Source organism: Streptomyces sp. NPDC091282, from assembly GCF_044757385.1.
Lineage (GTDB): Bacteria > Actinomycetota > Actinomycetes > Streptomycetales > Streptomycetaceae > Streptomyces > Streptomyces gramineus.
The window spans coordinates 1-26,802 of record NZ_JBIVUX010000016.1 but is presented as its reverse complement, the minus strand read 5'-3'; the positions used below and the strand labels follow the sequence as shown (position 1 = coordinate 26,802).

The following is a 26,802-nucleotide window of genomic DNA, read 5'->3' as shown; positions in this document are numbered from 1 at the left end:
GCGCGTAGCGTTGCGGACACCGCGGGACGGGGCCGGCCGGCCCCGTCCGCCTGGTGTGGAGCAAAGGGGCTGAGCCATGTCGGAACCGCAGGAGACCGCCGTCTACACGCACGGGCACCACGAGTCGGTGCTGCGTTCGCACACCTGGCGGACGGCCGCCAACTCCGCCGCCTATCTGCTCGGTTCGCTCAAGCCCCACATGCGGATCCTGGACATCGGCTGCGGACCCGGCACGATCACCGCCGACCTGGCGGCGCTGGTCCCCGAGGGCCGGGTCACCGGCGCCGACCACGCGCCGGGCATCCTGGACCAGGCCCGCCGGACCGCCGATGAACGCGGCCTGACGAACGTGGACTTCACGGTCGCCGACGTGCACGCGCTGGACTATCCGGACGACACCTTCTGCGTGGTCCACGCCCACCAGGTGCTCCAGCACGTGGGCGACCCGGTGCGGGCGCTGCGCGAGATGCGCCGGGTCACCAAACCGGGCGGCTTCATCGCCGTACGGGACTCGGACTACTCCGCGATGACCTGGTACCCGGCGGTGCCGGGGCTGGACGACTGGCGGAAGCTGTACCTGCGGGTGGCCCGGGCCAACGGCGGCGAGCCGGACGCCGGGCGGCGGCTGAAGTCCTGGGCGCTGGCCGCGGGGCTGACCGACATCACCGCGACCTCCGGCACCTGGACGTACAGCACGGCCGAGGAGCGGGCGTGGTGGGGCGGGCTGTGGGCGGACCGGACGGTCGCCTCGGCCTACGCCGAGCGGGCCGTCGAGGGCGGCCACGCCACCGCCGAGGAGCTGCGGGCCGTCGCGGACGCCTGGCGCACGTGGGCGGCGCGGGACGACGGCTGGTTCGCCGTCCTGCACGGGGAGCTGCTCTGCCGCGCGTGAGTCCGGGCCGGGGAGACGGCCGTACCGCCGTCCCCCGGCCGGCGTCCGGGGTCAGGCCGGCACGACGTCGCCGGTGAACGAGTAGGCCGCCCAGGGTCCGCTGAGTTCCACGCGCACGCCCGGTGCCTCCCGCTTCGTACGGTCCACCAGTTCCACGAACTCCTCGCAGTCGGCGCGGGCCACCAGGTAGGCCGCGTCGAGCAGCCGCCGTCCGGGAACCTCCCCGCCCGCCGCGGCGGGCGGCGGGTGCAGCCGGGAGTCGTCGGCGTGCCGGCGCAGCCGCTCGTGCAGGCCCCGGGCGAACTCCTCGCCGGGCCCCGGCCCGGGCGGTTCGGCGAACAGCGTGACGCCCCATTCGACCTTGCCGTCGAGCCGGTCGAGGACGTGCAGGAGGTCGGTCTCGTGGGCCTCCATCATGGTCCGTACGGCGCTGTCGTCCCGGAATACCGTGCCCGGCCGCAGCGGCAGCGGGGTGGTGACCGTGGTGAGCGCGTCGACCACGCCCTGGTGGGCGCGGGCGGTCGCGGCCAGCCAGTCCCGGTCCGCCAAGTGGTCCCGCAGCGGCGCCTCGGCGAAGTCGCCCTCCGGGACCGTGCTGACGACGGCGACCAGCCCGCGGTGCCTGAGCAGGCCGGGCGGGGCGCCCGCCACCCCGGTGAGCTGGGCCTGCAGGGCCGCGGCGAAGGGGCGGCAGACGGCGTACACGTATCTGGGTCCGGTCTGTCCGGCCATGGTCCCTCCTCCGGTCGATGGTGCGCGCCGGGCCGCCGGCGCCGCGGCGGGCCCGGCGCCGCCGGTCATCGCACGACCGCCTCCTCGACGAGCAGCCGGCTCGCCGCCGCGATCGCCTCGGCGTCGATGCCGGCCGCGTGCAGCTGCTGGTCGGGCGCGGCCGAGCCGGGCATGGTCCGCACGGCGAGCCGGACCAGGCGCGGTACCGGCCGGCCGTCCGCGAAGGCCTCGGCGACCGCGTCGCCGAGCCCGCCCTCCTCGTGGTGGTCCTCGACGGTGAGCAGGCAGCCGGTCTCCTCCGCGGCCAGCCGCAGGGTCTGCCGGTCGACGGGCTTGACGGAGTAGAGGTCGACGACACGGACGCGGATGCCGTCCTCGGCGAGCGCGTCGGCGGCCTTCAGCGCCTCGTGCAGGGTGACCCCGGCGGCGACCACCGTCAGCCGGTCCGCGTCGGAAGAGCGCAGCACCTTGGAGCCGCCCACCGGGAACTCCTCGTCCGGCCCGTAGATCACCGGGTGCGCGCCGCGCGAGGTGCGCAGGTAGCGGATGCCTTCGAGTCCGGCCATGGTGGCGACGAGCTGGGCGGTCTGGTTGGCGTCGCAGGGGTACAGCACGGTCGAGCCGTACACCGAGCGGAACATCGCCAGGTCCTCCAGGCCCATCTGGGAGGGCCCGTCCTGGCCGATGGCGACGCCCGCGTGCGAGCCGACCAGGTTGATCCCGCTGCCGCTGATCGCGGCCATGCGGACGAAGTCGTGGGCCCGGGTGAGGAACGCGGCGAACGTGGCCGCGTACGGCATCCAGCCGCGGGTGGCCATGCCGACCGCACCCGCGACGAGTTGCTGCTCGGCGATGTAGAACTCGAAGTAGCGGTCGGGGTGTTCCTTGCCGAAGAGTTCGGTGCGGGTGGAGTCACCGACCTCTCCGTCCAGCGCCACGACGTCGGCGCGGGCGGTGCCGAGCGCGGCCAGCGCCTTGCCGAAGGCGTCGCGGGTGGGCACCTCGTCGCCGAGGTCGTAGCGCGGGAGTTCCAGCGCGCCGGTGGGTACGGAGTGCAGGGCGCGGGCCGCGGGCGGCTCCTGCACGTGGAGCCGGATACTCCGCGTCCCGCCGAGTTCGGCGATGGCCTCCTCGGGGTCGGGCAGCGGCTTGCCGTGCATGCCCTCGCGGTCCTCGACGGCGGCGACGCCGCGGCCCTTGCGGGTGCGGGCGAGGATCACCGTGGGCTGCCCCGTCCGGGAGGCGGCCTCGGCGAAGGCGTGGTCGACGGCGTCCACGTCATGGCCGTCGACCTGCACGGCGTGCCAGCCGAAGGCCTCGAAGCGGCGGGCGTAGGCGTCCAGGTCGTGGCCGTGCCGGGTGGGGCCGCGCTGGCCGAGCCGGTTGACGTCGACGATCGCGATGAGGTTGTCGAGGTGCTCGTACCCGGCGTGCTCGGCGGCCTCCCACACGGAGCCCTCGGCCAGCTCGCTGTCCCCGCACAGCACCCAGACCCGGTACGGGCCGTGCTCCAGCCGCTTGCCGGACAGGGCGATGCCGACGCCGACCGGCAGGCCCTGGCCGAGGGAGCCGGTGGCGGTCTCGACCCAGGGCAGCCGGCGCGGGGTGGGGTGGCCCTCCAGGTGCGAGCCGAGCCGGCGGAAGGTGAGCAGTTCGGCGTCCTCGATGGCGCCGACCGCCTTGTAGGCGGCGTACAGCAGGGGTGAGGCGTGCCCCTTGGAGAGGATGAAACGGTCGTTTCCGGGGTGGGCGGGCCGGTCGAAGTCGTACCGCAGGTGCCGGGCGAGCAGGACGGCCATCAGGTCGGCGGCGGACATCGACGAGGTCGGATGCCCGGACTCGGCCGCGGCGGCCGCCCGCACGCTGTCCACGCGCAACTGCTGGGCGAGTTCGACGAGTTCGGCGGTGTTCATGAGACTCCTTCGAAGGGAGTGTCCGTAGCGGGTTCCGGGGGTCGCGGCAGCTCCGGCGAGCCCGTGTCCAGCGGCGCGGCGGTCACGGTCCGCAGCCGGCGCCTCACGGTGCGCCGTCCGGGACGCGTCCGGGTCCGGTGGCCTCACAGGCAACCGTAGGCGGGCGGGCCGCGGGCCGCCCGCCGAGGCCGTACCGCACGGCGTACGGCCGGCCGCGCGTCGGGCGCGGCCGGTCGCACGGCGGGTGCCGGATCTCAGACCCTGCGGCGCGGCGCGTCCGGGCCGGCGTCGGGCATGACCGGGGTGACGGGGGTGATCGGCGGCACGGGCGGGTACGGCATCCCCAGCCCGCTGGGCGGTGCCGCGGGCGCGGTGCCGCCGACGACCCGGCCGGGGGCGTGCGGGCGGCTGGGCCGGGCGGCCCGCCGCAGCATCGCGGCGCCGGCGCCGAGGACCGCGGCGGTGACGAGCGCGGCGGCCCACCCCGGCAGCACGGCCGCCAGCGCGAGGCCCACGGCCGCCGCGAGCGCCGCTCCGGCGTACAGCGCGACCGCCCCGGAGGCGCCGTACAGCAGCGCGGTCCGCCGCCGCTTGCGGCCCTGTTCGCGCAGTTCGTCCCGCACGGTCTCACGTGCGACCTGGGCCAGTTCGTCGACCAGGTCCTTGTCCAGGTGTTCGAGATGATCCAGATGTTCCATGGGGGGCGGGTACCCGGACGGCAAAAGCCGTAACGGGAGATCGGCGGAGGGGCCGCCGCGGCGCCCGGCGCCAACTAGGCTCGTGGCATGGAGATTCTGGGCGCCTCCCTGCGCATCTGCGTCGACGACCTCGACACCGCGATCCCGTTCTACGAACGCCTCTCCGGCGGCAGAGCCGTCCGTTTCGAACGCGGGGGCGTCCAGGTCGCCGCGGTCGGTTCCTTCCTCCTGATGAGCGGCCCGGAGGCGGAGCTGGAGGTGCTGCGCAAGGTGACCGCGACGATCGCGGTGAAGGACGTCGACGCGGCCCACCGTCTGCTGGACGAGCTGGGCGCCCACATCCTCGCCGGTCCGGTGCCCACCCCGGCCGGCCGCAACCTGCTCGCGATGCACCCGGACGGCACGCTCTTCGAGTACGTCGACCAGCATCCGGCCTGATCAGGGGTTCCGCGGCCGCATCCGGAAGTCGTACCGGCGGGGCAGCGGCGCGTCGCCGAGCCGCGCCCACAACCGGTCGAGGACGTCGTCCCCTTCGCGCAGGTCGGCGACCTCGAAGCCGTCCGCGAAGACGGCGCGGGCGGCGGCCCGCCGTCCCTCGGCGAGCAGCAGCTCCGCCTCCAGGAGCCGGAACCGGCCGCGCCCCCGGGTGGCCGGGGGCAGCGCCTCCCAGACGGTGCGGGCGTCCGCGGCGCGGCCCGCCCGCAGCAGCGCTTCGATGGCCTCACGGCCCAGCGCGGCGGCCGCCGCCGTCCAGGCCTCGCCGTCGTCGCGGCGCTCCCGGCACAGGTCGTCGAAGGCGTCGGCGTACCGCTCGGCGGCCCGCTCGTGGTGGCCGGACTCCTGGTCGGCGACGGCCAGGCAGCGCAGCAGCGGCCACAGGGACGGCGCGAGCGGCAGGGCCCGCTCCCAGCTGCGCACGGCCTGGGCCCGGTCGCCGGCGTGCCACTGGGCGACGCCGAGGTGGTACTCGGTGTGCGGGGTGGCGGGGGCCGTCTCCAGCATGTCCCGCCAGTGCGGGGCGACCGGGGTGGGGCCCGGCGGCCGGACCCGGCGGGGTTCGGGCAGCGTGCCGGTGCGCAGCAGTTCCCGCCAGGGTGCCTGGTCCTCGCCGAGTGTCGACTCGGCGAACGGCGTGCCGGGCAGTTTCAGGTCCGTGCGCAGGACTTCGAGCGCGCCCCAGCCCGAACCGGTGGCGAGGAGGTCGCCGGGCGCGGTGTCGGCGCACGGCTGCCAGGCGGCGTACGCGGCGTCGAGCGCGGTGCGGGGCAGCACGTGCGCGAGCCGCTCCTCGACCGTCTCCGGGGACGCCTGCGGCGCCGTGGACAGCGGTCCGTAGGCCTCCAGCCAGGAGATCTCGCTGCGGGCGTCCAGCCGGACGTGTTCCAGCTGGGTGCGGGCCAGGCCGGCCTGGATCTCCAGGTAGCCGCCGGTGCCGGGTCCGCCGAGCCACTCCTGCCAGCGGCGGCCGCCGTCACCCGTGCCCCACACGAACCGCTTCCGGCCGCGCAGCGCGTCGGTGGAGACCTGCGCGAGGCCGTGCCCGGCGGCGTCCAGCGCGGCGATCCAGCGGCGCCGGCCGTCGGGGAGATCGTAGAAGTGGTCGGTGGCGTACGGGTGCTGGGTGCCGTGCGGCGGAACGGGCACCCGGCGCAGCCGGCGTTCGGGCCCGAACTCCCAGGCGTGCGCGGCCGGTACCACCACCCGGTGGTCCTCGGGCACGGCCGTGTTGGACCACCAGTACAGCGGCGCCGGGTGTTCGTGCGGGTTGCGGACGCGGACGCCCGCGTACAGGAAGTCGGAGCCGTCCGGCAGCCACAGGTCGACCTGGAAGGGCAGGTCGCGCAGCCGCTCCCACTCCCACAGCCGGAGCATCTCCCCGCCGTCGGGGGCCGGGACGAGGGCGGCGTGCAGCGGGGCGCAGGAGAGGGTGGTGTGGCCGGTGGCGCCGATGTTCCACTCGATGCCGCCGGCGAACCAGGCGCCGTTGAGGGCGAAGTTGGCGGGCTGGAACACCGGGTTGCGGTGCAGGAGTTCACGGCCGGTGGGCAGGTGGACCAGGGAGGCGACGCGGCCTCCGAGACCGGGCAGTACGGTGGCGCGCAGCCGGTCGTTCTCGATCACCAGCGCCGCCAGGGCGCGGGGTGCGCGGGTTCTGCCGTAGCCGTCGCGGATCCGGACCGGCAGCAGGCTGCGCAGCGGCTCGTGGCCGAGCTGACGGGCCATGTCCGCGGGCAGGTCGTCCCGGTCGCGTTCGTCGACGCGGTGCGTCTCGTCGAGCGGGCGGAGCGGGGGCAGCGGGTTGTCCGGTCCCAGCTCCGCGGCCGGCAGGGTCAGTACCTCACGTCGGATGCTCGTCACGACCGTCATGGAACCCGGGTACGGACGTGCTGACCAGGGGAGCTGCCGGTCAGGATTGCGCAAAGGCCTGAGCCGTGCCCGAATCAGCGCATCTCGGCCGTGATCGCCCACCGCTCGTGGTCCCGCCAGGCCCCGTCGATGTAGATCATCTTCGGTGAGAAGCCCTCCAGCCGGAACCCGGCGCCGCGGGCGAGCGCGATGGAGGCGGCATTGCCCGGCTGGACGTTGATCTCCAGCCGGTGCAGCCGCATCGGCCCGAAGGCGTGGTCCACGACCAGTCCCATCGCCTCCCGCATCAGCCCGCGCCCGGCCGCGTGCGCGAAGGCGCCGTAGCCGAGGGCACCGCACTGGAAGCCGCCCTCGACGATGTTGTTGATGTTGATGAACCCGGCGATGGCCCCGCCGTGCTCCCCGGCGTCCTTCTCGCAGACCAGGAACCCGGCCTTGCTGCGGTCCTCGATCAGCCGGCCCGCGTAGCCGGCGTAGGCCGCGTCCGTGGTGGGCGGGAACAGCCAGGGCTGGTGGAGGTCCTTGCTCTCCAGGGCCCGGGCGATGAACTCGGCGCCGTCCTCGTAGCCGAAGGGGCGGATGCCCACGCGGGGGCCCTCGGCGAGGTAGCGGGATGCGATGTGCGGCATCCGGCCACCCTATGCAAGACCGGCCACCGCGTCAGCGCAGCGCCGGTTCCCGCAGGGTGAGCGTGCCGGCGTCGGCGTCCAGCTCCGCGGTGACGCCGAGCGGCACGGTCAGCGCCGCCTCGCAGTGCCCGAAGCCGAACTCCTCCACCACCGGCACCCCGAGTCCGCCGAGCCGGTCGGCGAGCACGGCCCGCACCGCTTCGTACGGCCCGCACCGGTCCCAGGACCCGAGCAGGATCCCGGCGACGCCGTCGAGCCATCCGGACCGCAGCAGCTGGGTGATGCTCCGGTCGAGGCTGTACGGCTGCTCGCCCACGTCCTCCAGCAGGAGCAGCCCGCCGCGCGCGCCGGGGTGGGTGTGCGGGGTGCCGATGCCGGTCGCGAGCAGGCGCAGGCAGCCGCCGACGGTGACACCGCGGGCACGTCCCGGCACCAGGGCGCGGCCCCGGCCGGTGATCGTCCGGACCGTCTCCGGGGCGAAGAGGGTGGCGCGCAGGTGCTGTTGCGCCTCGGCGTTCTTGACGAAGTCGGCCCCGGCGGCCACCGGCCCGTACAGGGTGGCGAGCCCGAGCCGGGTGGCGAACGCCTCGTGCAGCGCGGTCGCGTCGCTGAACCCGACGAACGCCTTCGGACCCGCGGCCCGCATCGCCGCCCAGTCGAGCAGGTCGACCAGGCGCTGGGCGCCGTAGCCGCCGCGTGCGCAGACGACGGCGGCCACGGACGGGTCGCACCAGGCCCGTTGCAGGTCGGCGGCCCGGTCGGCGTCGGAGCCCGCGAGGTGGCCGAGCCGCCCGTCCCGGTCGAGCACATGGGGTGCCACCACGGGGTCGAGGTCCCAGCCGCGCAGGATGTCCAGACCCGCCTGGAGCCGGTCCTCGGCGACCGGCCCGCTCGGCGCCACCACGGCGACCCGCGCTCCGGGGGCGAGTCTCGGCGGTCGTACCGGTTCGCTCACTTCACCAGCTCCAGGTCGGGGATCCCGGGCACGCTCATCCCGAACACCTGGGCGTACAGGGAGAGTTCGGCCTCCAGGGCGCGGATCATGGTGTCGGCGCGGCGGAAGCCGTGGCCCTCGCCGGGGAAGGTGAGGTAGGCGTGCGGTACGTGCCGTCCGTCGAGGCGGGCGAGGAAGCGCTCGCACTGCACGGGCGGGCAGATCACGTCGTCCAGGCCCTGGAGCAGCAGGAAGGGCGCGGTGAGCCGGTCGGCCTGCTCGCTGGGCGAGCGTTCGGCGTACCGCTCGGGGACCTCGGCCAGCGGGCCGATCAGCGACTCCAGGTACCGGGACTCGAAGTCGTGGGTCTCCCCCGTGCCCCAGCCGGTGAGGTCGAGGATCGGGTAGGAGATGGTGCCGCAGGCGTAGACGTCGGTGCCGGTCAGCGAGGCCGCGGCGGTCCAGCCGCCGGCGCTGCCGCCGCGGATCGCCAGCCGCCCGCGGTCGGCGGTGCCCTCCTCGGCGAGGGCGAGGGCGACGGCCGCGCAGTCCTCGACGTCGACCACGCCCCACTGCTCGCGCAGCCGGTTGCGGTACGCGCGCCCGTATCCGGTGGAGCCGCCGTAGTTGACCTCGGCGACCCCGATGCCCCGGGAGGTGAAGTAGGCGATCGCCAGGTCGAGGACGAGACAGGCCCGGCCGGTGGGTCCGCCGTGCGCCCACACGACGTACGGCGGCAGCTCGCCGTCGGGGGCCCGGTGGCCGGGGTGGTGCGGCGGATAGATGTGCGCGTGCACCTCACGGCCGCCCGGGCCGGTGAAGGTGCGGACCAGCGGCTCGGGGTAGAGGGCGGGGTCGACCGGATCGTGGTGGGTGGCGCCGACGGCGCGGGCACGGCCGCTCGCGGTGTCCAGTTCGACCACTTCGTAGGAGGTGCGCGGGCTCGCGCCGACCGCGACGACACGGGTGCCGTGCGCCGCGAGGGTGGGCGCGAACTCGGTCCAGGGGCCCGCGGCGTCGACGAGTTCCCCGGACTCCGGGTCGAGTATCCCGAGCGCGGTGGCGCCCCGGCCGTGCACGACGGCGATCAGCCCGCTGTCCAGCGGGGCGAACCAGCGCTGGCCGAGCTTCCACAGCGGCCCGGCGAACTCCTCCTCGCGCGGGCACAGCGGGGTCCCGTCGCGGTAGAGGTTCCACCAGCCGCCGCGGTCGCTCGCGTACAGGAGACGGCCGTCCTTCGCCCACTCGACCTGCGCGATCGACTCCTCGGGGCCGCCCGCGACCGTGCGGGCCCCCTTGAGCGTGCCGTCGTCGCCGACCTCGCCGACCAGCAGTTCGGTGCCGTCCCAGGGCATCCGCGGATGGTCCCAGGCCAGCCAGGCGGCCCGCCGTCCGTCGGGCGACAGGCGCGGGCCGGTCACGAACCGGTGGTGTTCGCCGGTGAGTTCGCGTACGGCGCCGCGGTCCTCGGCGGCCGAACCGTCCAGCGGTACGGCCGCGAGCACCCGCCGTACGTCGCTGGGGCCCTCGCCGGTGGACTCCTCCAGGACGCACCAGACCTCGTCCCGGTCCGGCAGCAGCCGCGGGTCGGCCAGACGCGGTCCCGGCGGGGTCAGCGGGCGCGGCTCGGTGCCGGGCTCGTACCGGTACAGCCGCTGGTCGTCGAAGTGCACGAAGACCAGCAGCGGTGCCGCGCCGGGCGCGGACACGGCACCGGCCCAGGGCAGGCCGCCGTACTCGATGACCCGGCTGCGGACGTTCCACGGCGCGGGCAGCACGGACTCCCGGGTGCTGCCCCGCACCAGGGTCCGGCGCCCGCCCTCCTCGGGGCGCGGCTCGGTCCACCAGGCCTCGTCGCCGACGAAGCCCACCCACTCGGGGCTGCCGTCGTGCGCGGCTGCCAGGGCCGCGTCGATGGGCGAGGGCCAGGAGCCGTACGGCTTCGTCTCCACGATGTCTCCTATGCCGTGCGCAGGAAGCGGTCCAGGACCCGGACGCCGAAGTGCAGGGCCTCGACGGGGACGCGTTCGTCCACGCCGTGGAACATGGCCTGGTAGTCGTAGCCTTCGGGCAGCCGGAGCGGGGTGAAACCGTAGCCGGTGATGCCGAGCCGGGAGAACTGCTTGGCGTCGGTGCCGCCCGACATGCAGTACGGCACGACGTGCCCCTCGGGCGCGAACTCCTCGACGGCGGCACGCATCCGGGCGTACGTCGGCGAGTCCAGCGGCGCCTGCAGGGCGGTCTCCCGGTGCTGGAACTCCCAGTCGACGTCGGGCCCGGTGAGCCGGTCCAGGGTGGCGCGGAACTCGTCCTCGGTGCCGTGCAGATGGCGTCCGTCGACGTAGGCGACGGCCTCGCCGGGGATGACGTTGACCTTGTAACCGGCGTTCAGCATGGTCGGGTTGGCACTGTTGCGCACGGTGGACTCGACCAGCTTGGCGGCGGGGCCGAGCTTCTCCAGGAGCAGGTCGACCCGGGTGAGGTCGGGCTCGACGCCGTAGAGCAGGGCGAGTTCGGTGAGGGCGGCGGTGACCGTCGGGGTCAGCCGGAGCGGCCAGCTGTGCTCGCCGATGCGGGTGACGGCGGCGGCCAGCCGGGTCACCGCGTTCTCCTTGTTGACCTTGGAGCCGTGTCCGGCGCGGCCGTGCGCGGTGAGCTTCAGCCAGCCGGTGCCGCGCTCGCCGGCGGCGATGGGGTAGAGCTGCCGTCCGCCGCCGTCGTGGAAGGTGAAGGCGCCCGACTCGCTGACGCCCTCGGTGCAGCCCTCGAACAGCTCGGGATGGTGGTCGGCGAGGAAGCCGGAGCCGTCCTCGGCGCTGGCCTCCTCGTCGGCGGTGAACGCGATCACGATGTCCCGGCGCGGCCGCACGCCCTCGCGGGCCCAGGCCCGCACCACGGCCAGGATCATCGCGTCCATGTTCTTCATGTCGACGGCGCCCCGGCCCCACACGACCCCGTCGCGGACCTCCCCGGAGAACGGGTCGACCTGCCAGTCGGCGGCCTGGGCGGGCACCACGTCGAGGTGCCCGTGGACCAGCAGCGCGTCGGCCGACGGGTCGGTGCCCTCGACGCGGGCGACGACGTTGGTGCGGCCCTCGGTCCGCTCCAGGAGGATCGGCTCCAGCCCGGCGCCCGCCAGCCGCTCGGCCGCGTACTCGGCGGCGGGCCGCTCCCGGCAGTCGCCGCCGCCGAAGTTGGCGGTGTCGATCCGGATCAGCTCGGAGGTGAACCGGACCACCTCGTCCAGTGCCTGTTCGTCAGCCATACTGCTCCTCCACCGCGGCCGAGACGATCGTGGTGACCGCCTTGAAGGTGCGGATGCCGTCGTACATGGTCCGCTCGGTGTACGCCACCTTCCGCTCGCCGGTCCGCTCCACGCCGGGGACGACGGTGGCGGACTGGGCGAGGTGCTCGGCGTCGAACTCCAGGGCGATCGTGAACGGCCCGCCGGTCACGGGCTCGTGGCGCACGGCGAGCGCGGCCGCCTCCTTGGCGGCGGCCCGGATGTCCGCGGCGGTCCGCACGGGCGTCCGGCACTTGGCCGCGTACCTGGACACGTGGTCCTTGACGGCGACCTTGAGGGCCTCGGGCGCGTAGCCGAGGGCGTCCTCGCAGGCCAGGTCGTCGCCGGTGACGAGGACGACCGGGACGCCGTACTCGGCGACGACGTGGGCGTTGAGCAGGCCCTCGCTGGCGCGCACGTCGTTCAGCCAGACGCCGGTGATGGAGTTGGCGAGGTAGGTGTGGGCGAGGACGCCCTCCATGCCGGCGCCGGTGTGGTAGCCGACGAAGGCGATGCCGTCGACGTCGCCGTGCTGGACGCCCTCGACCATGGAGAGGTCCTTGTGGCGGCCGGTGATCATCTCGGCGCGGTCGTCGAGCCGCTCCAGGAGCAGGTTGCGCATGCTCCAGTGGGCCTCGTTGACGAGGACCTCGTCGGCGCCGCCGTCGAGGAAACCGAGGACGGCGGCGTTGACGTCCGAGGTGAACATCGACCGGCACCGCTCCCACTGGGGGGTGCCGGGCAGCACGTCGCCGGGCCAGGTCACCCCGGTGGCGCCCTCCATGTCGGCGCTGATGAGGATCTTCATGGTGCGCCACGTTACGCGTCCGGGCGGCCGCCGACCAGGAAGCGGGCCGACGCCTTCGAGGGCCGGCGGGCGCCGGCTCCGCGCGGTGTGCGGCCGCCCGGCCCGCGGTCAGGCGGGGCGGCCGGCCACCAGCCACCGGGACGGCAGTGCGATCGGCTCACCACTCGCGGTGAACTCCGTTGTGGCCAGCGGAAGTTCGCCGCTCGCGAGGATCGTGAGGCCGGCGTCGCGCAGGTACTCGGGGACCGCGGCGTCGGCGACCTCGCCGGGGGTGAGGCCGTGCCGGAAGACCGGGGCCAGTTTGGCCGGCGGCCCGGACGGGCTCTGGGCGAGAGCGCCGAGGACGGGGCGGGCGGACTCGGAGAGTTCGACGAGGAAGGCCCGGCCGCGCTCGCCGACGAGCGTGGCGAGGGTGTCGGCCAGGGGCTGCCGGTCGTCCGGGTCGCACTGGTGCAGGACGCCCCGCATGTAGACGTTGGCGTCGCCGAGTTCGGCGTGCAGCGCCTCGGCCTCGGTCTTCTCGGAGGCGTCCAGCCGCCGGTAGCGGGCCAGGCCGGCCGGGTCGGCGTCCCGGGCGTGCTCCAGGGCGGCCTCGGCGATGTCGGTGCCCAGGACGCGCGGGAACCGGCCCGCGAGGAAGCGGGTCTGGGTGCCGTTGCCGCAGCCGAGGTCGACCAGCGGCAGGCCGGGGTCGGTGAGGTGGGGTTCGAGGAGGGAGACGTGGACCGCGGCGGTCACGCCCGGCTCGGCGTCCCAGAACACCGCCCCCGTCCCACCGGGCGCCTCGCGCCAGAAACCCTCCCAGGCGTTCCGGTACCGACTCGTCACGCTCATGCCCAACTCCCCAGGGTGTGACCGCAGAAGACCGTCAGGTACGACGGGCCAGTACGGTCTACCCCGTGCCGGTTTCGGCCACAAGCGCCTGGCGCGTTCCTTCACGTCCCCTTCGGCGAACGTGCGCCCCCGGGTCAGCGGCGGCGTGAGGTCAGCTCGAACCACACGGTCTTGCCGGCGGGCGTACGGCTGGTGCCCCACTCCCGGGCCAGCGTGCTGACCACCCGCAGTCCGCGCCCGGTCTCGGCGCCGCGGTCCGCGCCGAGCAGGGTCGGCAGCGTGTGGTCGTCGTCGTCCACCTCGCACAGCAGCGTCTCGTCACGGATCAGCCGGAGCTGCACCGGGCGGCTGTGCGAGTGCCGTATCGCGTTGGTGACGAGTTCGCTGACCATCAGCTCGGCGGGGTCGGCGAGCCGGGCCAGGTCCCAGGCGTGGAGCTGCTCGCGGACGGCGGCGCGGGCCCGCCCCACCTCGGCGGGGTCCAGGGCGAGCCGCCATTCGGCGACGTCGTCCGGCTCGATGCCGTTGAGGCGGGTCATCAGCAGGGCGATGTCGTCCTTGCGGTCGCCGTGGCCGGCCGTCGAGAACGCGGCGGCGAGGGAGCGGATGATGGTGTCGCAGGCGTCGTCCATGGCGGCGGCCGGGTGGGCGGCGGACTCGCAGAGGGTGGCGAGACCGACACCGATGTCCGCGCCGCGCATCTCGACGAGCCCGTCGGTGCACATCACCAGCCGGTCGCCGGGCTCCACCCGCACCCGCAGCGACTCGAAGGCGACCCCGCCGACGCCGATCGGCGCCCCGGTGGGCAGGTCGAGGAGTTCGCTGCGGCCGTCCACGGCACGGACCAGCACGGGCGGGATGTGACCGGCGTTGGCGAGGTGGAGTTCGCTCGCGATCGGGTCGTAGACGGCGTACAGGCAGGTGGCGAGGTAGCCGTCGCCGAGGCGCTGGGCCAGGTCGTCGAGGTTGCGCAGAAGCTGGGCCGGCGGCAGGTCGAGGCCCGCCATGGTCTGTACGGCGGTCCGCAACTGGCCCATCATGGCGGCCGAGTTGAGCCCGTGGCCCATGACGTCGCCGACGACCAGCGCGGTGCGGGCGCCGGGCAGTTTCACCGAGTCGAACCAGTCGCCGCCGACGCGGCCGAGCAGGGTGCCCGGCAGGTACCGGGTGGCGATGTCGCAGCCGGCCATCCGCGGCGGGATGTGCGGCAGCATGCTGTCCTGGAGGGTCTCGGCGACGCTCTCCTGGAAGGTGTACATGCGGGCGTTGTCGAGCACGAGGCCCGCGCGGGCGGCGAGTTCGGCGCCGGTGACGCGGTCCATGTCGTCGAACGACTCGCGCTCGGGGTGGCGCAGCAGGATCATGAAACCGAGCACGACCTGGCGGGCCTTGAGCGGGACGACCAGCATCGAGCGGCCGGTGATCAGCGGCCGGATGTCGCGCTTCTCGAACTGCGAGGCGATGGCGTGGCCCATCTCCTCGCTGATCCGGGGCACCAGGACCGGCTCGCCGGTGGTCATGCACTGGAAGAACGGGGTGTGCGCCGGGAACGGCATGGCCTCGCCGACGGGCACCACGTCGTCCCAGCGGCCCGGTTCGTCGGTGTGCTCGACGGCGACCCGGTGCCACATCGTGGTGGTGTCGGGCACGCCGTCCGGGAACCCCTCGCCGGCCACGACCTGTTCGCGCAGGTAGGTGCCGGCGACGTCGGTGAAGCGGGGCACGACGGCCCTGCTGACCTCGACGATGGTCCGGGACAGGTCGAGCGAGGTGCCGATCCTTCCGCTGACCTCGTTGAGGAATTCGAGGCGTTCGCGGACGGCCGCGTACTCCAGGTCCTCGCCCTCGTCGTCGGCGAGGTCCGCGGGCAGCGGCAGCCCCTGCGCGGCCGCCAGAGCGGCGCGCTCCCGGCGGGCCCGGCGCTCGGTACGCCGGGCCACGCCCCAGTCCGGGGTCACGGGGACCCGCTCGTTCTGGCTGAACTCCAGGACCGGGTAGCCGAGTTCGAGGACCTGGGCGACGATGCGGGCACCCTCGTCGACGCTCATGCTGGGCAGGATCTCGGGGAGCCGGCGGGCCAGTTCCTCGGCGCCGGGGAAGTCGGTGTGCAGGGCGAATCCGGGCGCGATGCGCTCGAAGGCCACGTCCTCGGCGCGCTCGGACAGCCGCAGCCGCCCGGCGTCGGCGGCGAGCACCAGCAGCCGCTCCTCACCGGGTCCGACCAATGGATACGCCCACCACAGCACGTCGACGCGGTCCCGGTCGCGCACGGTGATCCGGGCCCGCCCGGCGGCCGGGAAGCTGAGCCGTCCGTCGAGGGAGGACTCCAGGTCGGGGCCGAGTCCGTCGTAGGCCGCGTAGGCGCCGTACGGGGTGATCTCGTCGTCCTCGGGAAGGGCGCCGGAGACCGGCAGCAGGTCGAGGACCGGGCGGCCGACGGCCTCTTCCCTGGCGGCGCCGAACAGGCGGCGCGCGCCGCTGCTCCAGTGGGAGACCTGTCCGGCGCGGCCGACGACCACCACGGCCAGGGGAATCCGGCCGGCGGTGCTCCGGTCGGCACCGAGGCCGGCAGGTGCGTCCCGCTCGCCGCCATGGTTCATGGCTCCGGCCCTCTCTGCCCACGGCTCCGCGAAAGATCTGTCCGCCCGCCACTACCGTACGGTGGCCGCCGGTCGCGATGTGTGGCAATACGGGAATTGACGTCGCCGGAGCACACCGGAGCACACCGGCGCGCGGGTCCGGGCGCGCGCACCTGCGTCGGGCCGGCCCGCGCGCCCAGTCCGGTCAGTCCTCGTGGCCGAGTTGGAGATCGCGTTCCGTGCGGCCGCCGCCCGCGACCTGGAGCACCGTGGCGACCGGCGGGTAGCCGGCGGCGATGACGGTGTACTCGCCGGAGGAGAGGTCGACGAACCGGAACGTCCCGTCGGCACCGGTGGTGAGGGTGTCGACGACGTTCCCGGCGGCGTCGAGCAGGGTCACCCGCGCGTCCTCGACGGGCCGTCCGCCGCCGGCCCGGACGGTGCCCTTCAGCACGGCGCCGCCCGCGAGCTCGACGTCCTGCCGGGTCTCCCGGGAGGCCTGCACCGTGACCGGGAGCGCGGCCGGCCGGAAGGCGGGGGCGCTGCCGGCGAGGGTGTACTCGCCGGCCACCAGCTCGGTGATGACGTAGCCGCCCTCGCGTCCGCTGCGGGTGCTGGCGACGACCTCGCCCTGCACGTTGGTGAGCGTGACGGTGGCGTCCCTGACGGGCGTGCCGTCGGCGGTGCGGACGGTGCCCGCGAGGCGTCCGGCGCCGCCGAGGACGACGTCGAGTTCGACGGGCCGCTCGCCGACGGTCACGGTGACCGCCTGCGGCTGGTGACCGCCCGCGGCGGCGATCAGGACGTAGGCCCCGGAGCCGGGCGTGGACAGGGCGTACCGTCCGTCGTCGCCGCTGGCGCCCCGGCCGATCTGCCCGCCGGACGCGTCGATGAGGGTGAGCGCGGCGCGCGGCACCACGGTCCCGTCGGGGTGCTGCACCGTGCCGCAGACGGGGACGCCGGCGCCGGTGTGCGGCGAACGTGCCTGCGGGATAGGGGTGTTCACGGGTCCGGCGGCGGTTTCGGCGGTGGGGTGGGACACCAGCGGTTTCTCCTTGAGGAAGCAGGCGATCAGCAGGCCGAGGACGAGCAGCGGGACCAGGTAGAGGAAGATCCTGGGCATCGCGTCGGCGTAGGCGCGGATGTAGGCGTCACGCAGCGCCGGCGGCAGCGCGTGGACGAGTTGCGGGGTCAGGGACTCGGGGTCGGGCAGCCGGGCGCCGGCGGCGGGCAGCCGCCGGTGCAGGGCGTCGGTGAGCCGGTCGGCGAACAGGGTGCCGAAGACGGCGGCGCCGACACTGCCGCCGATCTGCCGGAAGTAGTTGTTGGCGCTGGTGGCGGTGCCGAGGTCGGCGGGCCGTACGGAGTTCTGGACGGCCAGCACGAGCACCGGCATCACCATGCCGATGCCGGCGCCGAGCACGGCCATCCAGACGCTGTACTGCCAGCGCGGGGTGTCCACCTCCAGCCGGGACAGCAGCCACATGCCGAGGGCGGACAGCGCGCCGCCGAGCACCGGGTAGATCCGGTAGTGCCCGGTGTGGCTGATCAGCTGGCCGGCGATGATCGAGGCGCCGACGATCCCGCCCATCATGGGCAGCATCAGGAGTCCGGACTCGGTGGCCGAGGCGCCGTCGACCATCTGCAGGAAGGTGGGCAGGTAGCTGGCGGCGCCGAACAGCGCGACGCCGATGACCAGTCCGACGAGTCCGGTCACGTTGAAGACGGAGTCGCGGAACAGCCGCAGCGGGATGAGGGGTTCGGCCGCGCGCCGCTCGGCGAACAGGAACAGCGCGGCGGCGGCCACGGCGCCGGCCCCGAGTCCGAGGATGACGCGCGAGCCCCACGCGTACTCCGTGCCGCCCCAACTGGTCAGCAGGACCAGGCAGGTGGAGGCGGCGCCCAGCAACAGCGCGCCCAGGACGTCGAAACGCGCGCGGACGGAGGGCTTCGGAAGCTTCAGCACGGCGGTGACGACGGCCAGCGTGACCAGGCCGAAGGGCACGTTGACGTAGAAGCACCAGCGCCAGGAGAGGTGGTCGGTGAAGTAGCCGCCGAGCAGCGGCCCGGCGACGGAGGCGAGGCCGAAGGCGGCGCCGATCAGGCCCATGAAGCGGCCGCGCTGCCGGGGCGGCACGATGTCGGCGATGATCGCCTGGACGCCGATCATCAGGCCGCCGGCGCCGACGCCCTGCACCGCGCGGAAGGCGATCAGCTGGTCCATGCTCTGCGCCCGGCCGGCCAGCGCGGAGCCGATGACGAAGACCAGGATCGCGAACTGGAAGACGCTCTTGCGGCCGACGAGGTCGCCGAGCTTGCCGTAGAGCGGCAGGCCGATGGTGGAGGTGAGCAGGTAGGCGGTGATCGCCCAGGACATCTTGTCCAGGCCGTGCAGCTCGCCGACGATCCTCGGCAGCGCGGTGGCGACGATCATCTGGTCCAGGGCGGCCAGCAGCAGGGCGAGCATCAGCCCGCAGAACACCAGCCGGGTGCGGCGCGCCCCGAGACCGGCGGCCGGGGCGGGTTCCGGCACGGGGACGTCGACGGGCGCCGCGACCGGCTCCTCGTACTGCACCAGAGTCGTCCCCACGTACCGCTCCCCTCGTCGCGCCTGCGCACGGTTCCCGCCTTGTGTCCCGCTGGGCGACAACTGTGGGCAAGCACGGCGAGTTACGGCACAGGACCGGTTCGCCCGGAGATCCACCCGAACCGGTGAGGGAGGCCAACGCCCGCGGTTCCTCCGGCGGTTGCCCGCCGGAGGAAGGGGACTACTTCTCGACCTCGGCGGCGAGCTTGTCGAGCACCTCGCCGTAGATCCGGCCCAGGCCCTTGGGGGCGAAGGTCTTCTCGAAGAAGCCGCCGACGCCGCCGGCGCCCTGCCAGGTGGTGTGGACCACGACCTTCGAGCTGCCCTCGCCGGCCGGGGTGACGCGCCAGGTGGTGACCATGGAGGAGTTGCGGTCCTTCTCGACCAGCTCGCCGTCGGTGGGCTCGCTGACCTCCAGGAGGCAGTCGCGCACGCGCTTGCTGGTGGCCTGGAGCTTCCAGTGGACCAGGGTGCCCTCGCCGTCGCCGCCCTCGCGCACCTCGTACTCGCTGAAGTGCTGGGGCAGCAGCTTCGCGCGCGTGCCGCTGTAGTCGGCGAGCGCGTCGAACACCGTCTCCGCGTCCGCCGCGACGACCCGCTCCGTAGTGGCCTCGACCTGCGCCATTGAGTTCCTCCAGCACCTGAGTTCTCGGGGTTGACGGCAAGCCAACCACCCCGGCGCCCGGCCGCCCAAATCGGGGTGGCGCAAGCGGTCGGAAACGGTGTGCGCACGGTCTCCACGGATCGTCCGCACGATCATGGGAACAGATGTTCTATTCTGTGGGCAGTGCTACCGAGGAGGCGTCATGCGCTGGGAGAACCTCACCGAGGAGGCCGGACACGGCCGTGCCGGCACCGCGCTGTTCGGCGCGGACGCGGTGACGACCCGCACCTTCGACACGCCCGAGTTCCGCGGGATCACCTTCCACGAGGTGCGGGCCAGGTCGATCCTCAACCGGGTGCCGGGCGCCTCGCGGATGCCGTTCGAATGGACGGTGAACCCGTACCGGGGCTGCACGCACGCGTGCGTGTACTGCTTCGCGCGCAGAACGCACAGCTACCTGGACCTCGACACCGGGATCGGCTTCGACACCCAGATCGTGGTCAAGGTGAACGCGCCCGACCTGCTCCGCGGCCAGCTGGGCTCGCGGCGGTGGCAAGGCGATCACATCGCCATGGGCACCAACGTCGACTGCTACCAGCGTGCGGAGGGCCGCTACCGGCTGATGCCCGGGATCATCTCGGCCCTCACCGACCACGCGAACCCGTTCTCGATCCTCACCAAGGGCACGCTGATCCTGCGCGACCTCGACCTGCTGCGGCGCGCGGCGGAGGTCACGGAGGTCGGCATCTCGGTCTCGGTCGGCTTCGTCGACACCGAGCTGTGGCGCACCGTGGAGCCGGGCACCCCGGCGCCCGAGCGCCGCCTGGACGTCGTACGGGCCCTCGCCGGGGCGGGCATCGGCTGCGGGGTCCTGATGGCCCCGGTGATCCCCTTCCTCGGCGACCATCCGGCCCAACTGCGGGCCACGGTACGGGCGATCGCGGCCGCCGGGGCCACCTCCGTGACACCGCTGGTGCTGCACCTGCGGCCGGGCGCCCGCGAGTGGTTCATGAGCTGGCTGGCGGCCCACCACCCGCACCTCGTCCGCCGCTACGAACGGCTCTACGCGGAGGGCGCCTACGCGCCCAAGTGGTACCAGCGCCGGATCACCCGCCAGGTGCACGAGCTGGCCGAGGAGTACGGCATCGGGCCCAACCGCCCCGGCGCGGCCCGCAGGCTGCCGCCGCCGCCCGCGGTGGAGGAGGAGCCCGCGCCGCCGGAGCCGACCCAGCTCACGCTGCTGTGAGGGCGGTCCGGGCGGTGACCCGTGCGGCCGGGAGCGTTCGAGCGCAACCCTCGGACCAATTGGGTCAATAATCGTCATAACAGGTTCTTCCGGGTGCCGTTGCCGGGACGATGCGGCGAGGACCGCGACACGTGCGGTCCGCGACCCTCCGTCCTGGGAGGACCCATGCGAACACGCGCAGCCGTGCTGTGCGCCGCCGCCGTCATGGCCGGGTCGGTCTCCGTCCCGCCCGCCGGCGCCACCGCCCGGCCCGCCGCTCCGGCGTCCGCGGTGACCTGGAAGAAGTGCGGCACCACCGACTACCCGACGCTGCAGTGCGGCACCCTCCAGGTGCCCCTCGACCACCGGGACCCGGGCGGCACGAAGATCACGCTCGCCCTCTCCCGCGTCCCGCACACCGCGTCCGCCTACCAGGGGCCGCTGCTGGTCAACCCGGGCGGCCCCGGCGGCAGCGGACTGAGCCTCGCGGGCTTCGTCGCCGCCACGCTGCCCAAGGAGGTGGCGGCCCGGTACGACGTCGTCGGCTTCGACCCGCGCGGCGTGGGCAGGAGCAGCCCGTCCATCGACTGCGCGCCCGGCCACTTCGACCCGGTGCGCCCCGACTCGGTGCCGTCGACGCCCGCCCTGGAACAGGCGAACCTCCAGCGCGTACGGTCGTTCGCCGCGGCCTGCGGCAAGAAGTACGGGAGCGTGCTCCCCCACCTCGACACCGTCAGCGCCGCACAGGACATGGACCTGATCCGCCAGGCCCTGAAGGCGACGCGGATCAGCTACTTCGGCTACTCGTACGGCACCTACCTGGGCGCCGTCTACGCCAGGCTGCACCCGGACCGGATCCACCGCCTGGTCCTGGACTCGGTCGTGGACCCGACGGGCGTCTGGTACGACGACAACCTCGCCCAGGACCACGCGTTCGACGAGCGCCACCGCGCCCTGATGGCGTGGATCGCCAAGTACGACGCCACCTACAAGCTCGGCTCGGACCCGGCGCGGGTCGAGGCCCAGTGGTACGCCATGCGGGCCGAACTGGCGAAGAAGCCGGCGGGCGGCACGGTGGGCGCCTCGGAGCTGGAGGACACCTTCATCCCGGGCGGCTACTACGACGGCTACTGGCCCTACCTGGCGGAGGCGTTCTCGGCCTACGTCCACGGCAGGAAGACGGCGGCGCTGGTCGAGGCGTACCAGAACTTCGGGGCCGTCGACGCCTCGGGCGACAACGGCTACAGCGTCTACGCGGCCGTCCAGTGCCGGGACACCTCCTGGCCGCGGGACTGGAACCAGTGGCGCAAGGACAACTGGGCGGCCTACGAGAAGGCGCCCTTCATGGTGTGGAACAACGCCTGGTACAACGCGGTGTGCGCCTCCTGGCCGACGTCCGCGCTGAAGCCGCCGGACATCGCCAACCGGAAGATCCCGCCGGCCCTCCTCTTCCAGGCCACCGACGACGCGGCCACGCCCTACCAGGGCGGCGTGACGGTCCACCGGCTGCTGGCCGGCTCCGCTCTGGTGGTCGAGCAGGGCGGCGGCAACCACGGCATCACGCTGAGCGGCAACACCTGCCTGGACGACCGCCTCGCCGCCTACCTCGCCGACGGCACGGTGCCGCACGGCGACGGCGCCGTCGACGCGGTCTGCCCGAGGACGCCGGAGCCGAAGCCCCTGAGCACCAGGGCGGCGTCGACGTCGTCCCGCGGCTCGACCCTGCACGGGCTGCTGGGCTTCCGCGGCTGAACCGGTCCCGCCGAACCGCCGGGGGCGCGGCGGGACCCGTGGTCCACCATGGGCGCATGACTGATCCGATCCGCATCAGCGCCCCCGACGGCGTCGCCCCGGCCGCCCAGTACAGCCACGTCGTGGCGGCCACCGGCCGGTTCGTCGCCGTCTCCGGCCAGCTGCCGCTGGACGAGGACGGCGTGCTGGTCGGCGAGGGCGACCCGGCCGCGCAGGCCCGGCAGGTCTTCGAGAACCTGCGCCGCTGTCTGGCGGCCGCCGGCGCCGGCTTCGACGACGTCGTCAAACTCACCTACTTCGTCACGGACATGGCCCACCTGCCGGCCGTCCGCGCGGCGCGCGGCGCCCACATCCCCGACGACCGCCTCCCGGCGTCGTCCGCGGTCCAGGTGGCCGCGCTCGTCGCGCCCGCGTTCCTGATGGAGATCGAGGCCCTCGCGGTGGTGGCGGACCGGGCGGCCCCGGCCCGGCCCGCGGGACGGGCCTAAGGTGCCCTCATGACCGACGACTTGCTGCGCATCCGGCCGATGGCCCTGGACGACTGCGACCGGGTCTCGGAGATACGCGTCCGGGGCTGGCAGTACGCCTACCGCGGGCTCATGCCGCAGCCGTTCCTGGACGGGCTCAGCGTCGAGCGGGACGCCGTGCGGCGCCGGGCCCGGTTCCGCGACGGCGAGGACGGGGTGACGGACCTGGTGGCCGAGCGGGACGGCGAGGTCGTCGGCTGGGCGGCGCACGGGCCGTACCGGGACGGCGAAGTCCGCACCTCGGACGCCGAGTTGTACGCCATCTACCTCGACCCGGCCCATGTCGGCACCGGTGCGGGGCGGCGGCTGCTGGAGGCGGTGCTGGGGCAGTGCGCCCGGTACGCGCGCGTGTACCTGTGGGTGCTGAAGGGGAACACGCGCGCCCGCCGGTTCTACGAGACGGCCGGCTTCCGGCCCGACGGCACCGAGGAGCCGTACGAGGTCGACGGGGTGCCCGTGCCCGAGGTGCGGTACGTCAGGAGCCGCGGCCTGACCTCGGCCTCGGGATGAGGGCGAGGGCCCGGACCGCGGCCTCGGCGAGCGCGGGATGCGCCCGTGCCTCGCTCAGGACGCGGCGGGCCCGGCTGTCGCCCAGGGCGCCGAGTCCCTCCACGCAGGCGAGGGCGACCTTGCGGTAGGGGTCGTGCGGGCGCAGCCGGCGCTCCAGGGTGGTGATGAGGGCCGGCACCGACTCCGGGGCGCGCAGGACGACCAGCAGGCGCACCGGGTGCAGGGCGTAGGCGACCCGCAGTTCGTTGGTGGCGAGGGCGGCGGCCGCGCGGGCGGTGCGCGGGTCTCCCAGGCGGGCCAGCGCGTGCGCGGCGGAGGCGCACCGGGGCGGGTCTCGGTGGTTCAGGAGCAGGACCAGCGTCTCGAAGGCGCGCCGGTCACCGGCCGTCCCCAGCCGGTACGCCGCCAACTCCCTGGCCCACAGGGGCTGTCCGGCGGCGGTGAGCACCTCCGCCAGCTCGTCGGGTTCCTCGGTCGCAAGGAGCCGGTCGTAGCCGGCCGTTCCCTGCGACTCCTGCCGCAGACGCTCCGTGAGCGATCGCAACTCTTCGTCCACGAACCCCAGCGTAGAGGGGTCGCGGGAGCGGAGGGACGTACATCACAAAGTCGGGGGGCTGGCGCGCTCGTTACCCGCCGGTTAAGCTCAATCGAGCGAGTCACCCACTCGCTTGAACGCTCACTGCGGTTTGGTGACGCAGCCGCGTGAGCATCCAGTCGGTTCGGTACCTCGTACCGCATGTACGGCTCGGCTCCGGGACAGGGCCGGTCGGGACCGGTCGCCGACGGGCGTGTGCACGCCCGTGGCGACGACACCGGGCGTGTGCGCAAGAAGCCCGGCAACACCCGCATCCACGCAGCTCTTCCCGCACCCGGTGCGCCTGCTCGGCGCATCCGGCGGCGTTTCCAGTCGTCACCCTCATTCCTGGAGTCCCGCGATGGCCACTCCCCAGTCCGACCCCTCCCTGTCCCCGCTCAGGACCGTCGCCGTGGTCGGCCTCGGCACCATGGGCACCGGCATCACCGAGGTCCTCGCGAAGGCAGGCCGCGAGGTGATCGGCATCGACGTCAGCGAGGCGCAGGCGGCCGGTTGCCTCGCCGCGCTCGAGGCCTCCACGGCCCGCGCCGTGGAGCGCGGCAGACTGACCGGACCCGAGCGCGCCGGCGTCCTCGCCCGGGTCCGCACCGGCACCGACCTGTCGGCCGCGGCCGGCGCCGACCTCGTCATCGAGGTGGTGCCGGAGTCGTACGACATCAAGCACCAGGTCTTCCGCGAGCTGGACGGCATCGTCCGCCCCGAGACCGTCCTGGCCACCGGCACCAACGCGCTCTCCGTGACCCGGCTGGCCGCCGACTCGGCCCGCCCCGAGCGCGTTCTGGGCCTGCACTTCTTCAACCCGGCCCCGGCGATGAAGCTGGTCGAGGTGGTCTCCTCGGTGCTCACCGCCCCGGGTGCGGTCGCCGCGGTCACCGACCTCGCGCTGGAACTGGGCAAGGAGCCGGTCGCGGTCGGCGACCGCCCCGGGTTCGTCGCGGACGGGCTGCTGTTCGGCTACCTCAACCAGGCCGCCGCGATGTACGAGGCGAAGTACGCCTCCCGCGAGGACATCGACGCGGCCATGCGGCTCGGCTGCGGCCTGCCGATGGGTCCGCTCGCCCTGCTCGACCTGATCGGCGTCGACACCGCCCGGACGGTCCTCGAGGCCATGTACGCCGAGTCCCGCGACCGGCTGCACGCCCCCGCCCCGGTCCTCAAGCAGCTCAGCGAGGCGGGCCTGACCGGCCGCAAGTCCGGGCGCGGTTTCTACACCTACGAGGCCCCGGGCAGCGCCACGGTGGTCCGGGACGCGCTGACCCCGCTGGACGGCGCCGCGCTCGCCCAGGGCCGGCCGGTCCACTCGGTCGGGGTGGCGGGTTCGGGGACCATGGCCTCCGGCATCGCCGAGGTGTTCGCCAAGGCCGGCTACCGGGTCGTCCTCGCGGCCCGCAGCGAGGACAAGGCGCAGGCCGCCAAGGCCCGCATCGGCAAGTCCCTGGACCGCTCGGTCGGCAAGGGGCGGATGACCGCCGAGGCGGCCGCGCGGACCCTGGACCTGATCAGCGCCGCGGGCTCCTACGACGCGTTCGCCGACGTCGACCTGGCGGTGGAGGCGGTCGCCGAGGACCTGGAGATCAAGCAGCAGCTGTTCGCCGCGCTGGACAAGGTCTGCAAGCCCGGCGCGGTCCTGGCCACCACGACGTCCTCGCTGCCGGTCGTGGCCTGCGCGCGGGCCACCTCGCGTCCGCAGGACGTGATCGGCATGCACTTCTTCAACCCGGCGCCGGCCATGAAGCTGGTCGAGGTCGTGCGTACCGTGCTGACCGCCGAGGACGTCCACGCGACCGTCCGCGAGGTCTGCGCGAAGATCAGGAAGCACGCCGTGGACTGCGGCGACCGGGCCGGGTTCATCGTGAACGCGCTGCTGTTCCCGTACCTCAACAACGCGATCAAGATGGTCGAGGAGCACTACGCCTCGCTGGACGACATCGACGCGGCGATGAAGCTCGGCGGCGGCTATCCGATGGGCCCGTTCGAGCTGCTGGACGTGGTCGGTCTGGACGTCTCGCTGGCGATCGAGAAGGTCCTGCACCGGGAGTTCCGCGATCCGGGGCTGGCGCCCGCGCCGCTCCTGGAGCACCTGGTGGCCGCGGGCTGCCTCGGCCGCAAGACCGGCCGTGGCTTCCGCGAATATGCCCGCCGCTGAGGGCCTCGGCGACTGGTACCGGGACGAACGGGACTGGGGCGGGCTGCTCGACCCCTGGGACGTTCCCCCGCCCCTGGCGGGCGGGGGAAACCCCGGTCATGCCCCTCGAACTGCGCACATGCAGTACGTTCGGGGCATGCCCCAGCCCGCCAGGTCCTCACGTACACCCGCCACGTCCGACGCGCCGGAAAGTGCCGCAGGCAGCCGCGCGGCAGCCCAGCGGCTCAAGATGCGCCGCGAGCTGGCGGCCGCAGCGATGGAACTGTTCGCGACCAAGGGGTACGAGGCGACCACCGTCGACGAGATCGCGGCCGCGGCCGGCGTCGCCCGCCGCACCTTCTTCCGCCACTTCCGCTCCAAGGAAGAGGCGATCTTCCCGGACCACGACGACACGCTGATCCGTGCGGAGGCCGTGCTCAACGCGGCCCCGGCGCACGAGCATCCGCTCGACACCGTGTGCCGCGGCATCAAGGAAGTCATGAAGATGTACGCGGCCCGGCCGGACATCTCGGTGGCCCGCTACAAGCTCACCCGCGAGGTGCCCACGCTCCGCGAGGCCGAGATCGCCTCGGTGGCCCGCTACGAGCGCCTCTTCACCCGCTACCTCCTCGGCCACTTCGACGAGCACGCGCACGCGGACGACGCCAACGACGACCCGCTGCTGGCCGAGGTCGCCGCCTCGGCGGTGGTCACCGCCCACAACCACGTGCTGCGCCGCTGGCTGCGGGCCGGCGGGCAGGGCGACGTGGAGACGCAGCTGGACCACGCCTTCGCGATCGTCCGCAAGACGTTCGGGAACGGCATCGGAGCGGGCCGGGAGACCCCGCCCCGCTCCGGCGCGCCGGCCACCGTGGCCTCCCAGGGCGAGGTCCTGGTGACGGTGGCCAGGACCGACGCCTCGCTCGACGAGGTCATGCGCACGATCGAGCAGGCGCTCAAGGAGCGCTGACCGCGCACCGCTGACCCGCCGGCCGCCGCGGGGGCGCCCCCCGGGGGGGGGGGGGGGGGGGGGGGTTGGGGGGGGGGGCGCCCGCGGGGGGGGGCGGGGTTGCCCCGCCCCCCCCACCCTATTTTTGTGTGTGGTTTTGGGGGGGGGGGGGGGGGGGGGGGGGGGGGGGGGGGGGGGGGGGGGGGGCGGGGGGCGGCCGGGGCCACTTCGTCGAGGCCGCGGGTGCGCAGGGTCAGCT

22 protein-coding genes are annotated in these 26,802 nt (G+C 74.1%); 8 read left to right on the top strand and 14 right to left on the bottom strand.

Annotated elements, in window-relative coordinates:
• The first annotated feature begins 76 nt into the window (after positions 1-76).
• Complete coding sequence (locus tag ACIQOE_RS40675) at positions 77-892, top strand: class I SAM-dependent methyltransferase (protein WP_401417122.1); 816 nt, start codon at positions 77-79, stop codon at positions 890-892.
• Positions 893-943: 51 nt separating this feature from the next.
• On the opposite strand, the gene ACIQOE_RS40670 is transcribed toward ACIQOE_RS40675, so the two are convergent.
• The 3 genes from ACIQOE_RS40670 to ACIQOE_RS40660 form a co-directional block, all read right to left on the bottom strand.
• Complete coding sequence (locus ACIQOE_RS40670) at positions 944-1,624, bottom strand: GvpL/GvpF family gas vesicle protein (protein WP_401417120.1); 681 nt, start codon at positions 1,622-1,624, stop codon at positions 944-946.
• Between the two features lie 65 nt (positions 1,625-1,689).
• Positions 1,690-3,537 (bottom strand): transketolase, encoded by a 1,848-nt coding sequence (locus ACIQOE_RS40665; protein WP_365576467.1) that lies wholly within the window; start codon positions 3,535-3,537, stop codon positions 1,690-1,692.
• A gap of 254 nt (positions 3,538-3,791) precedes the next feature.
• Complete coding sequence (locus ACIQOE_RS40660) at positions 3,792-4,235, bottom strand: phage holin family protein (RefSeq protein WP_351315195.1); 444 nt, start codon at positions 4,233-4,235, stop codon at positions 3,792-3,794.
• An 87-nt stretch (positions 4,236-4,322) separates the two neighbouring features.
• Between ACIQOE_RS40660 and ACIQOE_RS40655 the strand changes: the two genes are divergently transcribed.
• Positions 4,323-4,673 (top strand): VOC family protein, encoded by a 351-nt coding sequence (locus ACIQOE_RS40655; protein ID WP_351315198.1) that lies wholly within the window; start codon positions 4,323-4,325, stop codon positions 4,671-4,673.
• On the opposite strand, the gene ACIQOE_RS40650 is transcribed toward ACIQOE_RS40655, so the two are convergent.
• The 10 genes from ACIQOE_RS40650 to ACIQOE_RS40605 all read right to left on the bottom strand — a co-directional run bounded on the left by ACIQOE_RS40650 (position 4,674) and on the right by ACIQOE_RS40605 (position 18,881).
• Positions 4,674-6,602, bottom strand: coding sequence for a DUF5107 domain-containing protein (locus ACIQOE_RS40650; protein WP_401417119.1), 1,929 nt, complete (start codon positions 6,600-6,602; stop codon positions 4,674-4,676).
• Positions 6,603-6,676: 74 nt separating this feature from the next.
• Positions 6,677-7,231 (bottom strand): GNAT family protein, encoded by a 555-nt coding sequence (locus ACIQOE_RS40645; protein ID WP_351937653.1) that lies wholly within the window; start codon positions 7,229-7,231, stop codon positions 6,677-6,679.
• A gap of 31 nt (positions 7,232-7,262) precedes the next feature.
• Positions 7,263-8,186, bottom strand: coding sequence for an LD-carboxypeptidase (locus tag ACIQOE_RS40640; RefSeq protein WP_362644066.1), 924 nt, complete (start codon positions 8,184-8,186; stop codon positions 7,263-7,265).
• Positions 8,183-10,117: a prolyl oligopeptidase family serine peptidase gene (locus ACIQOE_RS40635; protein ID WP_401417118.1), complete on the bottom strand. Its 1,935-nt coding sequence runs from the start codon at positions 10,115-10,117 to the stop codon at positions 8,183-8,185. The genes ACIQOE_RS40640 and ACIQOE_RS40635 overlap by 4 nt, the downstream gene beginning before the upstream one ends.
• 8 nt (positions 10,118-10,125) lie before the next feature.
• On the bottom strand, positions 10,126-11,430 hold the full coding sequence (locus tag ACIQOE_RS40630) for a M20/M25/M40 family metallo-hydrolase (RefSeq protein WP_351315210.1): 1,305 nt from the start codon (positions 11,428-11,430) through the stop codon (positions 10,126-10,128).
• Positions 11,423-12,256, bottom strand: a complete 834-nt coding sequence (locus ACIQOE_RS40625) for a M55 family metallopeptidase (protein WP_351315214.1) — start codon at positions 12,254-12,256, stop codon at positions 11,423-11,425. Before ACIQOE_RS40625 ends, ACIQOE_RS40630 begins: the two co-directional genes overlap by 8 nt.
• A gap of 108 nt (positions 12,257-12,364) precedes the next feature.
• Positions 12,365-13,090 (bottom strand): class I SAM-dependent methyltransferase, encoded by a 726-nt coding sequence (locus ACIQOE_RS40620; protein ID WP_401417117.1) that lies wholly within the window; start codon positions 13,088-13,090, stop codon positions 12,365-12,367.
• Positions 13,091-13,224: 134 nt separating this feature from the next.
• Positions 13,225-15,690, bottom strand: coding sequence for a SpoIIE family protein phosphatase (locus tag ACIQOE_RS40615; protein WP_401417116.1), 2,466 nt, complete (start codon positions 15,688-15,690; stop codon positions 13,225-13,227).
• 184 nt (positions 15,691-15,874) lie between these two features.
• On the bottom strand, positions 15,875-18,259 hold the full coding sequence (locus ACIQOE_RS40610; protein ID WP_365557805.1) for an MFS transporter: 2,385 nt from the start codon (positions 18,257-18,259) through the stop codon (positions 15,875-15,877).
• Positions 18,260-18,437: 178 nt separating this feature from the next.
• Positions 18,438-18,881 carry an SRPBCC family protein gene (locus tag ACIQOE_RS40605; protein WP_351315226.1) on the bottom strand — a complete coding sequence of 148 codons (444 nt, stop codon included), beginning with the start codon at positions 18,879-18,881 and terminating at the stop codon, positions 18,438-18,440.
• 181 nt (positions 18,882-19,062) lie between these two features.
• Here ACIQOE_RS40605 and ACIQOE_RS40600 point away from each other — a divergent pair, with 181 nt between their 5' ends.
• From ACIQOE_RS40600 to ACIQOE_RS40585, 4 genes are all read left to right on the top strand, one after another.
• Complete coding sequence (locus ACIQOE_RS40600) at positions 19,063-20,106, top strand: Rv2578c family radical SAM protein (RefSeq protein ID WP_365557808.1); 1,044 nt, start codon at positions 19,063-19,065, stop codon at positions 20,104-20,106.
• 165 nt (positions 20,107-20,271) lie between these two features.
• The gene (locus ACIQOE_RS40595) at positions 20,272-21,837 is read left to right on the top strand and encodes an alpha/beta hydrolase (RefSeq protein WP_401417114.1); all 1,566 of its coding nucleotides are present in this window, start codon (positions 20,272-20,274) and stop codon (positions 21,835-21,837) included.
• Between the two features lie 56 nt (positions 21,838-21,893).
• Positions 21,894-22,325: a RidA family protein gene (locus ACIQOE_RS40590; protein ID WP_401417112.1), complete on the top strand. Its 432-nt coding sequence runs from the start codon at positions 21,894-21,896 to the stop codon at positions 22,323-22,325.
• A 9-nt stretch (positions 22,326-22,334) separates the two neighbouring features.
• On the top strand, positions 22,335-22,874 hold the full coding sequence (locus ACIQOE_RS40585) for a GNAT family N-acetyltransferase (RefSeq protein WP_351315238.1): 540 nt from the start codon (positions 22,335-22,337) through the stop codon (positions 22,872-22,874).
• On the opposite strand, the gene ACIQOE_RS40580 is transcribed toward ACIQOE_RS40585, so the two are convergent.
• A complete protein-coding gene (locus ACIQOE_RS40580; protein WP_351315241.1) occupies positions 22,840-23,430 on the bottom strand; it encodes an adenylosuccinate lyase in 591 nt (196 codons plus the stop codon). The two genes, ACIQOE_RS40585 and ACIQOE_RS40580, sit on opposite strands and share 35 nt — an antisense overlap.
• A 379-nt stretch (positions 23,431-23,809) precedes the next feature.
• Between ACIQOE_RS40580 and ACIQOE_RS40575 the strand changes: the two genes are divergently transcribed.
• Together ACIQOE_RS40575 and ACIQOE_RS40570 are read left to right on the top strand one after the other, a co-directional pair.
• On the top strand, positions 23,810-25,615 hold the full coding sequence (locus ACIQOE_RS40575) for a 3-hydroxyacyl-CoA dehydrogenase family protein (protein ID WP_401417111.1): 1,806 nt from the start codon (positions 23,810-23,812) through the stop codon (positions 25,613-25,615).
• Between the two features lie 118 nt (positions 25,616-25,733).
• Complete coding sequence (locus ACIQOE_RS40570) at positions 25,734-26,564, top strand: TetR family transcriptional regulator (RefSeq protein ID WP_351315247.1); 831 nt, start codon at positions 25,734-25,736, stop codon at positions 26,562-26,564.
• The last annotated feature ends 238 nt before the right edge of the window (positions 26,565-26,802 follow it).